We start from the raw sequence: 13,784 nt of genomic DNA on the forward strand, positions 1-13,784 counted from the left end.
TTTGTCGTATTCTATCCACCGTCTTTATCCATAGAACAATTGGTTATTAGTATAACACAAACAGCTCCCCCGAAAACCGGGAGAGCTGAGAAAATCAGTTCACTTCAATAAAATCCATAGCCGCATAGCCTGTTATACCGTTGTATTTCACCACATACCAGTTATCCGTCTCGCCGTAAATATTCACCTGACCGCAATTGGGTATCTTGCCAACTATGTAGGAGTCGGTCGAAGGATAGCTTCTTATGTTGAGATTTGAGCCGTCTGTCCGAACTGTTCCCGTCCGAACGGGAGACGGCTCCACAAAGGGTATGCCGAAATAATCGCAGAGAGACTGCACCATAGTCCTTGCGATAAGCTCAAGGTTATCCTTGAGCCAAGCCTCGTCCTCGTAGTTGTCGTGATAGCCAAGCTCAGCAAGAACAGCCACCGCTTTTGTCCTTGTGACCTCCGCAAGAGAGGTGGTTGGAATGGTGCTTACCTTTGAGGGTATGGGATAAATTACCTCCATATTGTTAGCGATTATAGTTGCAAGGCGGCGGCTGTAATCGGAATAGGGAGAGTAATATATCTCGATACCCCGTGAAACTCCTGCATACTGTCCTCCCCCTGCATTGGTGTGGAGCGCAAGGTGAACATCATACCAGCCGCTGTTTGAATCCTCGATAGCACCGTTCACGTTCCTTGCAGGGTCGTTTCGGGTAAATGTAATTCCCGAAGCAAGCATATACGGCTCCATAAGATCCGCAAGCATATTCATATACTGCTCCTCATTGCCGCTGGTGGCGTATTTATTCCACTCCTGTGTGGACGGGCTTAAAAAAACACTGGGCATTCATATCCGACCTTTCTGTTAAAAAGCATATAGTCAAATATATGAACGCCCATGTTAAATTATTCGTCCGAAGGCACATCAAAGAATGATGATACGAAAGGCTCGAAATTCAGCGCAGACATATCTATATCATATTCGGCAGTTACATATTCTTCATCTTCAAAATATCCGCAAAGCATTTTATTCTTTTCGGGAAGATATTCCGAGGAAGTATTGCCCGCAACAACCTGCATTTTTAATATTTCCTCGCCCATAAGATCGTGTCCGCTTGCCCTCATAATGCCCTCGTCAGTTATTTTGTAAATGTAGCAGACCTGCGCTCCGTCCGCTCCGTAAATACAGTTGCAGATAAGCTCGTTAATGCCGTCTCCGTCAATGTCGGCAATGCTGTCATTCTCGCCGTCTCCATTGCCGAAGCTTTCCGCAATGCATACGGGCTTGCCGTCAATTACCGAAAGATAAAAGTTCTCCGACCAATACCTTGTTGCTGCCGTCTCGGTATATATCACACCGTCATACCCCATCACATCATTAAAATCCTTGACAGTACAGCTGCTCAGGTTCCACATTTGGGTATTATCATAAGCTCTTAGCGTTTCGGACTTGCCAAGATATGTATAACAAAGCTCTGTGCTATCGCCCTTGTCCTCAAGGGAAAATTCTCCCCGGGGCATAGGCAAGGTGTAGATAATATCGTCAGTATAATCGAACAAGCAAATATAATTATCGGTAAAAAAGGGCGGGTAGTAATTTGGAATATCGGGAAGCGTGTATTCGGTCATGATCTCTCCCGTATCGGGACTAAGCAGAGCGAGCTTTGCATTTTCCTCACGTTCAAACCAAGGTGCATATACTGCCAATATAAACTCTCCGCTTGAAGGCATCTCATAATAAAGCATATCGTTCATCTGAAGCTCGTAGGGAGAACCGCAGAAAAGCTTTTTTTCGAGAGTGGCGGGGTCGGTAATATAGATATTCTCCCCCACCCCGTCAAAGCTATCAACAGTATAGACCATACCGTTATGAACGCCTAAAGGAGCGGTATTCATACTGTCGGGAAAATTTACCGAGGTGCTCGTACTGAGATCGTAAATCCCTGCACCCTCAGACCATTCATAACCGAACATCTGATAAATAAAGCGGTCATTATCCAAAGGCATGGAGAAACGGTATACTTTGCTATTAACAAAATCGGGGTCATTTTCCTCGTCATACCGCTGGCAAAGAACACTTCCGTCAAGAGCATTTACAATGCTGCCGTTAACAGTCTTGACAGCTCTGTCGCCCCATGAATAAACAATATCGTCCGAGCCTGCTTCCTCGGTTATCTTGTAATTCCCGTCCTTGTCAAACTCTATGAGCGAAACCTTTTCGCCGCCTATTTTCTCCAAAGCAGCACAGGCAGACTTTTCTCCATCTGTTATATTTTCTGTCAGATCAAAGTAACAGTCTGAGGAGGGTGCGTCTATCCTGAACAGCTGCTTTTTATCCGTTAAGGATATTCCTACAAGATAACAGGGCTTTATCTCGTCTCCCCTGTTGGGGTCATAGCAGAAACACACAAGAAGAACATCGCTGCCCGAAACGGAATGACTTCCATAATAATATCCCTCGTCTGCAAATTCATTAAATTCAAGGGCAGGCGTGAAGCCATCGGGAACAGCTTCTCTCTCGTCAATGATAACAGGCTTTATTATTTCATTATCTGTTTCGGACAGTGTTTCAGAAAATGCTTCGAACGATGTTTCCGATACGGAAGCAGCTGTTTCCATAGCAGCAGTTGTCTCGATCATATCCGTCTCCTCGGGTTCCCTTGTCTCGGCTCCGCAGGCGGAAAGCAGAAGAGAAAGGCAGATGAGCGCAAGCGGTGTTTTTTTCATATAAAGTCCCCATTTCAAATTTTACGGTCTTTTTGCCGCGTATATCATATTCGTTTGATAGTCGAAAAAGCAGATATAGCTGTCGGTGAAAAATAGTTCAGCACCGGACTCAAATTCTGCCCCAAAGGAATATGTCTTTATAATTTTTCCCGTATCGCTGCCAAGCAGAGCCAATTCGGCAGGAACAATTTTTTTATTCGGACTATTTGAATTTATTATTGTCTTTTTATACGCCGAAAAATATTCGCCGCTTTCGGTCATATTGAAATCTATAAAATCATTTTGTCCAAGCTCAAAGGGCGAACCGCACAAAACCCTGCTCTCAAGATTTTCGGAATCGGTAACATAAATTGTTGTTTCAGCATTTGTCATTAAGGTATAGATATTGCCGTTATGAACGCCTAAAACCTCGGAGTCTCTGCTGTCGGGAATAACGGCTGAGCTATCCTGTTCAAGATCATATATCCCTATACCATCAACCCATTGCCAGCCCTCGATACGATATATCTGATATAAAAATCTGTTTTCGTCCAAAGGCATAGAAAAACGATAAAACATAATTTCTTCAACTTCAGGTCCTATCGTTTTTTCAGCCTGCATTATCATGCTGCCGTCAAGCACATTGGAAATACTTCCGTAATAATCCGATACCGCTCTTTCACCCCAGCTATACACGATATCCTTTTCTCCCATATCTTCCGTAAGCTTATATTCTCCATCGGGACTGAACTCGATAAGAGATGTTTTTTTAACTGCCTTATCCTTGCCGACAATTCCGAGAACTGCACAGACAGATTTTTTGCCATTTTCAAAGTGCTCATAAAATTGAAAGAAACTGTCATTCACATGAGCATCTATACGATAAAACTCTTTCTTATCAGTAATATCAATACACGAAATGTAATCGGCATATTCAGCTGAATTATTCCTGTCCTCCACATCATATTTTTTGTTTGAGTCATATGTCACGATAATGCTGTCACCTCCTGCGGGAAGGACACCAATAGGTCTGTAGCTTTCCTCCGCAAATTCGGTCAGATCAAGCCAAGGATATACTGTATCATCGTCAGGCTCCTCCACATTTTTTGAAAGCGTTTCCGCCGTTGTCTCGATCATATCCGTCTCCTCCGGCTCTCTTGTCTCATTTCCGCAGGCGGTGAGCAGAAAAGTCATACAAGCAAGCATTAACAGTGATTTTTTCATATAAAGCCCCCATAAATATGATATATTATTAGTATAACACCCCAAAAAATTTCTGTCAATTGCTGTACCGTTTTGTGCCTGTTCTGTAATCATATTGTTATAATTTTTAACTGCGCTGTTGTTGACAAATATGGAATAAAATGATAAAATAAAGCTTGTGAGTGTTTTCACCATAAAATCAAATAAATCATAAAATATACCATAAAAATATATCTGAACGGAGAATGACAATGCCTAAATATTTCGGAACAGACGGCTTCCGCGGAGAAGCCAACAAGACCCTTACCGTAGAACACGCCTTTAAAATAGGACGTTTTCTCGGTTATTATTACGGAAAAGATCACCGCTGCTCGGTGGTCATCGGCAAGGATACAAGAAGAAGCTCCTATATGTTTGAATATGCCCTCGTTGCAGGTCTTACCGCATCGGGAGCGGACGTGAGCCTTATGCACGTCACCACCACCCCCTGCGTTTCCTACGTTGTACGCACCGATGATTTTGACTGCGGCATAATGATCTCCGCCAGCCATAATCCCTATTATGACAACGGAATAAAGCTTTTCAACAACAAGGGAGAAAAACTTGAAGAAAGCGTTATCCTTGAGATAGAGAAATACATAGACGGCGAATATCCCGAGATACCCCTTGCGGAAAGGGATAAGATAGGCTGCGCCAGCGACTATTCCGCAGGCAGGAACAGATATATCGGATTTCTTATTTCCCTTGCGGTTTATTCCCTCAAGGGCAAGCGTATCGGTCTCGACTGTGCAAACGGCTCCTCCTTCACTATTGCCAAAAGCGTTTTTGACGCACTCGGAGCCAAGACCTATGTTATCAACAATGACCCCGACGGTCTGAATATCAACACCGACTGCGGCTCTACCCACATAGAAGGACTGCAGAAGCTTGTAAAAGAACAGCATCTTGACGCAGGCTTTGCCTTTGACGGAGACGCTGACCGCTGCCTTGCGGTAGATGAAAACGGCGACGTGGTTGACGGCGACAAGATACTCTACATCTACGGCAGCTACATGAAGGAAAAAGGCACCCTTGAGCATAATACCGTGGTAACTACCGTTATGTCCAATATCGGGCTTTACAAGGCGTTTGACGAGCTTGGCATAAGCTACGAAAAGACCGCTGTGGGAGATAAATACGTATACGAATGTATGAACGAAAAGGGCTACAAGCTTGGAGGCGAAAATTCGGGTCATATAATTTTCAGCAAGTATGCCAATACGGGAGACGGCATCATCACCGCAATAAAGCTTATGCAGGTAATGTGCAGCAAGAAAACCACCCTTGCAAAGCTCTGCGCTCCCCTTACCATTTATCCCCAGCTGCTGAAAAATGTGCGCGTAACCGACAAAAACGCCGTATTAAGCGACCCCGATGTGCTTGCCGCTGTAAAGCAAGCGGAGACCGAGCTTGGAAACAACGGCAGAATGCTTGTCCGTCCCAGCGGAACGGAGCCGCTTCTCCGAATTATGGCAGAAGCTCAGACAAAGGAGCTTTGCGAAAAATACGTCTCAATGGTGGAAAATGTGGTCAGAGAAAAGGGTTTTATACTTTAATAAAAACACATCAGCCGACTTCACAGAAAGGAAGTCGGCTGATGTCATATATGTAAAGTCTGCGCTGTTACAAGCTAAGATATGCCAGCAGGAACACCGCAGGCGAATTCCAGTAGATCGCGACCTCGTTCAGCGAATAGCACCCCACATTATCCGCAAAGCATTTCATAGGAGGAGTACCCGGCTTTATAATGCATTTTGCCTCGGAGTCGTCAAGGTTCCTGTTCGGACCGCCGCATACCATTCCCGGGATACACTCCTCCACCCCGTCGGCATAGGCAGGTCTGAGATGGGGATATTTGCAGCAGTTTCCGCCAATTCCCGTAACATAGCTGATACCGAGAGCATTAACTCCGAAAAGCACATCTGCCTGAGCCTGAGCGTACCTTCTGAACTCTCTTTTTCCGAAGCACCTGTCGGCAATGGCAAATATCATTCCGTGCTTTAACAAATTCATATTGCTTCCCCAGCAATATTCAAATTCGCCCATAGCAGCACCATAGCCGCAGTTATCGGCAAGCTCCTTCAGCCTGTACGCCTCATTTATAAATGCGTCCTCAAGCCGCTTTATAATGTCACTGTCTCCGCCTGCTCCGAGAACATAGGAAAGCGCCCCAAAGCCTCCCACGGAATAACATCCGAGCTCGGTAACCGAAAAATCCTTTTTTAGGTATTCTCGGACCGCATTTCGGTATTTTTCGTCACCCTAAGCGGATAAAAGCTCTGCCGCAGCCCAGAAACGGTTATCATCATCGCAGCATTCGCCGTAAACACCCGTAGCACAGCCGGGAGGATTATTAAATCCGATAAACCCGGGATTTTTCTCAAGCCACTCAAATGCTCTTTGAGCCGCTTCCAGAAGGCGTGCGGAATAATCCTCATCAAACTGCCTGTAGACCCTGCTTCCAAGAGCGCACACAGCCGCCAGGTCAGCTGTTGCAGATGAAGATACGGGAAATACAAACATCTGCGACCTGTCCTCCTCGGGCATTATAAAAGGAGCATGATGAGCGGAAGTGACCTTGTGATATACCGCACCGTCCTCTCTCTGCATTTTCAGCAGCCAGTCAAGCTCATAGCGGCATTCCGCAAGTATATCGGGAAGAACGCCGCCGCTTTCGGGAATATTGAGCTTCTGTCTGTTGAAAGCGTCGGGGAAAAGTATATATCCGTAAAGCAGGTGAGCCAGCGCACAGGCGCCCGGGGTAACATATCTTCCATAATCCCCCGCATCGTGCCAGCCGCCGCTTATTTCCAGAGAAATATCCCTGTTTTCCCACAGAAGACCGCGGGACCTGTGACAAACGCTGTGTCTGAATCTGCCTGCATATTTTTCAAGAAGACCGCAGCCGCAGCGCAGGTAATAAAAAGCCTTTGAAGTGCAGTCAAGAGCCTTTTCATAAACGCTCTCCCCTATTTCAAAGGGCTCGGAGGTCAAATTACCTGCACGAATGCGGAAGGTTCCCTTTTCCGAAAAATCGGAAAAATCTGCGGTATATAAAACGTCTCCCGAATTTTTGTCGGCGCCTGCATAAACTGTGCTGCCTGCAGCGCGAACACTTCCGTCTATGCCGACTATCTCAAATGACTCTGCGGGAAACGGCATTACAGCCTTTTTTACGCTGTCAGGTCTGTATCCTGCCTGACTTATAAAGATATCACTCATATAGAGATCCCTCTTTTTTAAAGAATTATGTATGAAAAATATTTTAAATCTTAAACAAAGTATAGCATACAGGATTTTTTTATGATATAATATAAAAAGCACATAAATTGTAAAAATCTATCATAAAAGGACGATAAAAAATGAGATATCTTTTTGAAGAAAACGATATGCTGAATAATCCCGTGGAATGTTTCTGTTTCTTTTCGAATTATCCCGTCCGTCCCCACTGGCATTACTATATGGAGATAATCTATACCATTGACGGAAACGCCGAAATGCACGACGGAAACAATGTATATCATGCCTCCAAAGGAGATATGGTCATCTTTCACCCCAAATCGGTGCATTCTATCTACAGCGCCGACGGAAAGCCGTTAAAGCTGGACGTAATCAAGCTGGATATCAACCGAATGAATATGTCCTCTGCCTACAGTCCCAAGCTGAGAAGCATTTTCAGATGTGCAGAGAAAAAAGGAATGACTGTATTTTTCTCCTCTGATGAAACAGCCGCAATGGGCGCTGCCGAAAGCTTTGAGCGGTGTATCGGCGAGATGAACCGAGGAAGATACGGCTATGATATAATGATACGCTCGGAAATATGCAGACTGCTGATAAACGTCCTGCGCTGCTGGCAGGATAAGGGCTTTCGTGTTGACAGCGAGGCATTTGCCGAGGACAGCCGCTATGACATTTACAACATCACCGAATATATCGACAGCAGTATGTCACAAAATCCCAAGGTCTCTGAAATAGCGGAAAAGTGCGGAATGAGCTACTCGTATTTTGCAAAAAAATTCCTTGCGGTCTACGGAAAGACCTGCAAGGAATATATCGAAGATATGCGAATTTATAAAGCTGAGGAATTTCTTATCTTCACCGACTTTGACCTCACCTATATCAGCCAGGAAACGGGTTTTTCCGACTGCAGCCATATGATAAAAAGCTTTAAAAAGCACCACGGTACCACGCCGAAGCATTTTCGTGATACCAGGCAGAAAAATCTCACCGTGTGAGCATATACATCAGCGCATTGACCACAGCCGCCGCCGCATTGCTGCCGCCCTTTCGTCCACGGGCAGCAATATATTCAGCACCAGAAGCCATAATAAGCTCCTTTGACTGCACCACGTTCACAAATCCCACAGGCATAGCGATGACAAGAGCAGGGGCAAGCTCTCCGCTGTCCATAAGCTCTCTTGCCCTTATAAGAAATGTAGGCGCATTTCCCGAAACGAGAATTATGGGCTTTCCGCTGAGCCTTGAAGCCTTTTCCGCAGAAGCGCAGGCTCTTGTAACGCCATTCTCCTTTGCCGCCTGAGCCACATCGTTATCCGCCATAAAGCAGTAAGCCTCGCAGCCAAGCCTGCTGAGCGCCGTCTTGTTTATACCCGACAGAGCCATATTCGTGTCGGTAACGATATACGCTCCCTCTTTGAGAGCCTTTAAAGCGGTGTCCACCGCATTTTCGGAAAATTTCAGATTATCAAGGTAATCAAAATCAGCCGTAGTGTGGATAACTCTCATTATCACAGGAGCCAGCTTTGGGTCAAGGGTAACGCCCCTTTCCGCAATTTCCCCGGAAATGATCTCAAAGCTCCGCTTTTCAATATCCTCGGGACGCACATATTCAAGCATCAGTATTCTATCCCCTTCCGAGCCGAAACGCCCTGTTCATACGGGTGCATCACGCATTTTATCTCACTTACATAATCGGCGGTATCAATGAATTTCCTGTCAGGCCCTCTCCCCGTCAGAACAAGCTCGCAGGAAGATGCTTTCTCAAAAACTATCCTGTCGGCGATCTGCCTGTCAAGGAGACCTTTATTGTATGCAGCAAAAAACTCGTCTATAATAAGCATATCCGTATCGCCGCAATTCATTTTTTCAAAAGCGGATATCAGCAGTCTGTTGTGGATACCCGTCAGCTCCGACTTCTGCTCCTCTGTCATATTAAAGGTAAATCCGAAGGCTTTTTCCGGACGGTCAACAGTTATACCGGGAAGAAGTTCCAGGCTGTTAAGCTCCGAAGTGGGATTTCCCTTCAAAAGCTGTACAAGATGTACCCTTTTTCCTGCTCCCGCCGCCCTGAGAGCAAGCCCCAGAGCCGCCGTGGTTTTTCCCTTGCCCTCTCCGCAGTAAATGTGGATAAGTCCTTTTTCGTTATTCATATTCCATTCCTCAGAATTTTATATATAAGCTCCATATCGATATTTTCACGTACCCTGTCAGCCAACAGCCTGTACTGCCTCTCCTTGTACTCATTGCGGCTCATCGCCTTTGCGCCGAATGTCATCCCTTTTGCATCGAACAGACACTTCACTGTCTCAAATGATACCTCGCTGCTGTCAAATATCCCATGAACATAGCTTCCGTAAATATTTTTGACATTGCACCCGTCAGATATGCCGTTTTCAAATCGGGACAAAGCATTTCCTTTTACCATAGTCTCACCCATATGGATCTCATATCCCGAAAATCCCTTTCCCGAAAGAGCCGCAAGGGGACCTGTCAGAGCCTCCATTCTTCCCGTTATCTGAGTCCGCGTCTTTTCGGAGCGGAAAACGGTAACGCAGGGCAGCAGCCCCATTCCCCTTATCTCACCGCCTCCCTCGGTATTTTCGGGGTCGGATATCATCTCACCGAGCATCTGATATCCGCCGCATATGCCGAAAATGGGGACTCCTTTTTCCGCCATTCTGAGCACAGCCGCTTCAATACCGCTTTCCCTAAGCCATTTCATATCCGAAATGGTGCTTTTTGTTCCGGGAATAATTATCATATCGGCGCCGTAAATTTCCGATGGCTTTGAAGCATATGTCACCGAAACCCCATCATATTGGGAAAAAACATCAAAATCAGTGAAATTGGATATTCTCGGCAGTCGGATAACAACAATGCTTACAACTCCCTGCCGCCTGCTTTCAAGCTTGTCCGACAGACTGTCCTCATCATCGATATCGCAGTCGATATAGGGAATTACCCCCGCCACAGGAACTCCGCCCCGTTCTTCAAGTATACTGCAGCCATCGTCAAAAAGGGTCTTGTCCCCTCTGAATTTGTTTACAACAAGTCCCTTCACCATCTGCCGCTCGTCCTCCTCAAGGAGCATGAGGGTACCGAGGAGCTGAGCGAAAACGCCTCCCCTGTCAATGTCCCCCACAAGCAGAACAGGTGAATTTGCAAGCCTTGCCATACCCATATTAACGATATCATCTGCTTTCAGATTAAGCTCAACGGGACTTCCCGCCCCCTCGATAACGATGATGTCGTATTTCTTATCCAGCTCGTTAAAAGCGCTCATTATCTCGGGAATGAACATTTTCTTATTCCTGAAATACTCGGTCGCACGCATATTGCCCCTGACCCTGCCGTTTACGATCACCTGCGAGCCGATGTCAGAGGTGGGCTTTAACAAGATCGGGTTCATGAGCGCCGATGGCTCAACGCAGGCTGCCTCTGCCTGCATAGCCTGAGCACGCCCCATCTCCAGCCCTTCCGAGGTTATATAAGAATTGAGTGCCATATTCTGGGATTTAAAGGGAACGCAGGAATAGCCGTCCTCATAAAAGATTCTGCAGAGTGCCGCGGAGAAAAAGCTTTTCCCAGCGTTCGACGTGGTACCCTGGATCATAAGCTTCAGAGCCATCGGATAACTCCTTTCTGAGAATAAAAATAAGCTTCAGATTGTCCTCATGGCTTTTTACAGCCATTCGGTAGAAATTCTCGCCAAGCCCCCTGAAATTCTTGCAGGAGCGTATGGCAATTTCATATTTTTGCAGTATCTCCTCAATGGGCTTTTCCGATTTAAAAAGCAGGAAATTCGCCTCCGAGGGAAAAATGTCGATTACCGGAAATTTTCCCATATATTCGTTTATATACCGCTTTTCCCTTGAAATATACGTTACCGTCCTGCTTACGAAATCCTCATCCGCAAGAGCCGCAAGCCCTGCCGCCTGAGCGGGAACACTGACGCTCCAGCTCTGTCCGGCAAGCCCGACCTTTCGCATAAATTCCCCGTCGCCGCAAAGCATATATCCAAGCCGCACTCCCGGGACAGAATACATTTTTGTGAACGCTTTGATGATAACAGCGCCCTTTTTGATAAGCTCAGCCGAAGGATATTCCGCCGCTCTCTCGCTGAAATCAATAAAACTGTGGTCGAGAATAAGCCTTGTTCCCGTCTCACGGCATCTGTCCGCAATTTCCGAAAGAAGCTCGGGGGCAATAAGCTTTCCTGTAGGATTATTGGGATTGCAGAGAAACAGCATATCCATTCCGCTGAGCTTTGAAATGATATCCTCAGTCAGTTCAAAGCCGTTTTCCTCGGATAAGCCGAAAAATTCTGTTTCGCAGCCCGCTGCCTCAAGCGCCCGTTCATATTCGGAAAATGTGGGAGCAATAAGCAGAGCCTTTTTAGGCATTACGGCAAAAACCGCCCGATATATAAGGTCAGCCGCACCGTTTCCGCATAAGACATATTCGGAAGGAACATTTTCTTTCTCTCCTATCTTTGCACAAAGCTCCCTGCATAAAGGGTCGGGATAAAACCTGCAGCTGTCCACAGCCCTGTGCAAAGCCTCCATAACGCCCTCGCTCATTCCCAGTGGATTGATATTTGCCGAAAAATCCAGCTTGATATTTCTTGAATAAATATCTCCGCCGTGCTCGTATTTATCCATATCAAAAGCCTCCAAACAAAGCGAAAACTATCATTCTGACCACACAGGCAATAACGAGCATCAACACGCTTGATACATACATCATTCTGTTGACCCTCACAATATCCTCGTTCACTATCTCTCTGACAGGGTCGCCTATGTAAGGCTTCTCGCACAGCTTGCCCGAGTAATAAGCATTGCCCCCGAGCCTTACGCCTAAAGCCCCCGCAGCAGCAGCCTCAGTCTGAGCAGAGTTCGGACTTGAATGATTTCTCCTGTCTCTTTGCCATATCCTGAAAGCTCCGTCCCCGTCAAGACCGAGAAAGAAAGCGGAAATTATCATCAGCAGCGCCGTAAACCGTGAGGGGATAAAATTAAGCGCATCGTCAAGCTTTGCCGCCGTCCTGCCGAAGTTCAGATATTTCTCGTTTTTGTAGCCTATCATAGAGTCCATAGTATTTGCCGCCTTGTAGAAAGATCCCAATGCCGCACCGCCTATCGCCATATAAAACAAGGGCGCAGTAACACCGTCAGAGGTGTTTTCCGCCACCGTTTCCACCGCAGCACGAATAATACCGTCCCTGTCAAGAACATTGGTATCCCTTCCTACTATCATAGAAACAGCACACCTTGCCTTTTCGGTATCGTCCTCCTCAAAGGCCTTATATACCTTCATACTCTCGTCCCTCAGACATTTTGCCGCGATCAGATAATAGCACAGGATACTCTCAACGGCAATTCCGAGAACAATGTGTATCTTATAGCATAGCAAAAGCAGCAAAACAGGTATCCCCGCCGATATTATCAGTACCGAAACGCAAAGGAGGGTACCCGCCTTCTTTTCATCGCTTATCTTGTTTCTGAAAAAGTCCTCCAGCTTTGAAATGAGCGTCCCGATAAGTCTTACGGGGTGAGGCAGAGAATGAGGGTCTCCCAATAATAAGTCAAGAAGAAAACCGATAACAAGAGGAATAACAGGCATATCCAAAACCGTCCTTTCTCAATAATGATCTTATACTATTATATCTCTTTGATGGCCCTGATGCTCCCGTCCGAAAATTCCGTCAGAAAGCCGCAGCCATTTTTTACCATATAATCGTAATACCCCTTTTTCGGCTCAGCAAACCGCTCAAGAACAGACATTATAGTTCCCCCGTGAACAATAAAAGCAATTGTTTTTCCTTCGTTCTCTGAGACCGCCTGCAAAAAAGCCCTGCAGCACCTGTCTGTAAAATCCGTATGCCCCTCACCATTCGGAAACTGCATAGTACCGCCGCTGTCTATCCACGCCTGATAATCGGCATTTCCGTTAAGCTCACTGTAATTTTTCCCCTCAAAATCCCCGAAATCACATTCCCGCAGATTGTCATAAATTCGTATGGGCAGCTTATTATAAATGATATCCGCTGTCTGAACACACCTTTTCATGGGGCTTGAGATAACAATATCTGCCTCGGGAAACATCTTTGCTTCAAGCTCACTTTTTCCCTCATCGCATAAAGGCTCGTCCGTCCTGCCGATGTATGCCCCCCTGAGATTGCCGCCTGTCTTACCGTGCCGAATAAAAATAAGCCGCGTCACTTATTATCACCCGTTTCCTTGATGATCGTCGGAATACCGCATATGACCCTTACGACCCTGCTGCTTTTTTGCGCCAGGAAACAGCAGGTTTTTCCCACAGCCTCACGCCATATTCTTTCTGATTTTTCCATCGGAACGATACCGCCGCCTATTTCCGTGGAAATAATAACGATATCGGGATTTATTTCGAGCAATTTCTCCGCTTCCTCCAAAGGGTCAAGCCCTGCCTCAAGCTGTCTTTTTATAAGGAGGTGAAAATCATTCACAGCAGAGTGTTCCCCGACCCTGTCCATATCTTCCGAAGCCCCGCTGCATATATCCGAAATACCCAGAGAACGGGCATGATCGGTCTTGCCCTGATACGCTCCGCCAATTATAAGTATCATA

General features: G+C 46.1%; 14 protein-coding genes. 2 read left to right on the forward strand and 12 right to left on the reverse strand.

The window, feature by feature from the left end:
• Positions 1 to 94 precede the first annotated feature (94 nt).
• Genes ACI4J0_RS11530 through ACI4J0_RS11540 form a run of 3 tightly spaced genes read right to left on the reverse strand, consistent with a single transcriptional unit; the run spans position 95 to position 3,918 of the window.
• Positions 95 to 835 (reverse strand): SH3 domain-containing protein, encoded by a 741-nt coding sequence (locus ACI4J0_RS11530; RefSeq protein WP_439765960.1) that lies wholly within the window; start codon positions 833 to 835, stop codon positions 95 to 97.
• A 59-nt stretch (positions 836 to 894) separates the two neighbouring features.
• Entirely contained in the window at positions 895 to 2,715 is a 1,821-nt protein-coding gene (locus tag ACI4J0_RS11535; protein ID WP_439765961.1) for a hypothetical protein, read from the reverse strand.
• Positions 2,716 to 2,736: 21 nt separating this feature from the next.
• Entirely contained in the window at positions 2,737 to 3,918 is a 1,182-nt protein-coding gene (locus ACI4J0_RS11540) for a hypothetical protein (protein WP_439765962.1), read from the reverse strand.
• A gap of 230 nt (positions 3,919 to 4,148) precedes the next feature.
• Between ACI4J0_RS11540 and glmM the strand changes: the two genes are divergently transcribed.
• Positions 4,149 to 5,492, forward strand: coding sequence for a phosphoglucosamine mutase (gene glmM, locus ACI4J0_RS11545; RefSeq protein ID WP_439765963.1), 1,344 nt, complete (start codon positions 4,149 to 4,151; stop codon positions 5,490 to 5,492).
• Between the two features lie 67 nt (positions 5,493 to 5,559).
• Here glmM and ACI4J0_RS11550 read toward each other — a convergent pair whose 3' ends face one another.
• A complete protein-coding gene (locus ACI4J0_RS11550) occupies positions 5,560 to 6,120 on the reverse strand; it encodes a glycoside hydrolase family 9 protein (RefSeq protein ID WP_439765964.1) in 561 nt (186 codons plus the stop codon).
• 78 nt (positions 6,121 to 6,198) lie between these two features.
• Positions 6,199 to 7,158, reverse strand: coding sequence for a glycoside hydrolase family 9 protein (locus tag ACI4J0_RS11555; RefSeq protein WP_439765965.1), 960 nt, complete (start codon positions 7,156 to 7,158; stop codon positions 6,199 to 6,201).
• 140 nt (positions 7,159 to 7,298) lie between these two features.
• Here ACI4J0_RS11555 and ACI4J0_RS11560 point away from each other — a divergent pair, with 140 nt between their 5' ends.
• Positions 7,299 to 8,171: an AraC family transcriptional regulator gene (locus ACI4J0_RS11560; RefSeq protein WP_439765966.1), complete on the forward strand. Its 873-nt coding sequence runs from the start codon at positions 7,299 to 7,301 to the stop codon at positions 8,169 to 8,171.
• On the opposite strand, the gene ACI4J0_RS11565 is transcribed toward ACI4J0_RS11560, so the two are convergent.
• The 7 genes from ACI4J0_RS11565 to ACI4J0_RS11595 are packed head-to-tail and all read right to left on the reverse strand — an operon-like array spanning position 8,161 to position 13,783.
• Positions 8,161 to 8,793: a precorrin-8X methylmutase gene (locus tag ACI4J0_RS11565; protein WP_439765967.1), complete on the reverse strand. Its 633-nt coding sequence runs from the start codon at positions 8,791 to 8,793 to the stop codon at positions 8,161 to 8,163. The genes ACI4J0_RS11560 and ACI4J0_RS11565 overlap by 11 nt on opposite strands.
• The gene (locus ACI4J0_RS11570; RefSeq protein ID WP_439765968.1) at positions 8,793 to 9,326 is read right to left on the reverse strand and encodes a cob(I)yrinic acid a,c-diamide adenosyltransferase; all 534 of its coding nucleotides are present in this window, start codon (positions 9,324 to 9,326) and stop codon (positions 8,793 to 8,795) included. The genes ACI4J0_RS11565 and ACI4J0_RS11570 overlap by 1 nt, the downstream gene beginning before the upstream one ends.
• A complete protein-coding gene (locus ACI4J0_RS11575; RefSeq protein ID WP_439765969.1) occupies positions 9,323 to 10,804 on the reverse strand; it encodes a cobyric acid synthase in 1,482 nt (493 codons plus the stop codon). The genes ACI4J0_RS11570 and ACI4J0_RS11575 overlap by 4 nt, the downstream gene beginning before the upstream one ends.
• Entirely contained in the window at positions 10,719 to 11,837 is a 1,119-nt protein-coding gene (locus tag ACI4J0_RS11580; RefSeq protein WP_439765970.1) for a pyridoxal phosphate-dependent aminotransferase, read from the reverse strand. The genes ACI4J0_RS11575 and ACI4J0_RS11580 overlap by 86 nt, the downstream gene beginning before the upstream one ends.
• 1 nt (position 11,838) lies before the next feature.
• Positions 11,839 to 12,798 carry an adenosylcobinamide-phosphate synthase CbiB gene (gene cbiB, locus ACI4J0_RS11585; protein WP_439765971.1) on the reverse strand — a complete coding sequence of 320 codons (960 nt, stop codon included), beginning with the start codon at positions 12,796 to 12,798 and terminating at the stop codon, positions 11,839 to 11,841.
• A gap of 38 nt (positions 12,799 to 12,836) precedes the next feature.
• Positions 12,837 to 13,397, reverse strand: coding sequence for a histidine phosphatase family protein (locus tag ACI4J0_RS11590; protein WP_439765972.1), 561 nt, complete (start codon positions 13,395 to 13,397; stop codon positions 12,837 to 12,839).
• Entirely contained in the window at positions 13,394 to 13,783 is a 390-nt protein-coding gene (locus tag ACI4J0_RS11595; protein WP_439765973.1) for a bifunctional adenosylcobinamide kinase/adenosylcobinamide-phosphate guanylyltransferase, read from the reverse strand. Before ACI4J0_RS11595 ends, ACI4J0_RS11590 begins: the two co-directional genes overlap by 4 nt.
• Between the last annotated feature and the right edge of the window lies 1 nt (position 13,784).

It is taken from the genome of Huintestinicola sp., from assembly GCF_051882455.1.
Classification (GTDB): Bacteria; Bacillota; Clostridia; order Oscillospirales; family Ruminococcaceae; genus Huintestinicola.

Coding starts and splice junctions, on each gene's coding strand:
- glmM (WP_439765963.1), top strand. CDS start 4,149: ATGCCTAAATATTTCGGAACAGACGGCTTCCGCGGAGAAGCCAACAAG.
- cbiB (WP_439765971.1), bottom strand. CDS start 12,798: ATGCCTGTTATTCCTCTTGTTATCGGTTTTCTTCTTGACTTATTATTG.
- ACI4J0_RS11575 (WP_439765969.1), bottom strand. CDS start 10,804: ATGGCTCTGAAGCTTATGATCCAGGGTACCACGTCGAACGCTGGGAAA.
- ACI4J0_RS11535 (WP_439765961.1), bottom strand. CDS start 2,715: ATGAAAAAAACACCGCTTGCGCTCATCTGCCTTTCTCTTCTGCTTTCC.
- ACI4J0_RS11540 (WP_439765962.1), bottom strand. CDS start 3,918: ATGAAAAAATCACTGTTAATGCTTGCTTGTATGACTTTTCTGCTCACC.
- ACI4J0_RS11530 (WP_439765960.1), bottom strand. CDS start 835: ATGCCCAGTGTTTTTTTAAGCCCGTCCACACAGGAGTGGAATAAATAC.
- ACI4J0_RS11555 (WP_439765965.1), bottom strand. CDS start 7,158: ATGAGTGATATCTTTATAAGTCAGGCAGGATACAGACCTGACAGCGTA.
- ACI4J0_RS11565 (WP_439765967.1), bottom strand. CDS start 8,793: ATGCTTGAATATGTGCGTCCCGAGGATATTGAAAAGCGGAGCTTTGAG.
- ACI4J0_RS11595 (WP_439765973.1), bottom strand. CDS start 13,783: ATGATACTTATAATTGGCGGAGCGTATCAGGGCAAGACCGATCATGCC.
- ACI4J0_RS11580 (WP_439765970.1), bottom strand. CDS start 11,837: ATGGATAAATACGAGCACGGCGGAGATATTTATTCAAGAAATATCAAG.
- ACI4J0_RS11560 (WP_439765966.1), top strand. CDS start 7,299: ATGAGATATCTTTTTGAAGAAAACGATATGCTGAATAATCCCGTGGAA.
- ACI4J0_RS11570 (WP_439765968.1), bottom strand. CDS start 9,326: ATGAATAACGAAAAAGGACTTATCCACATTTACTGCGGAGAGGGCAAG.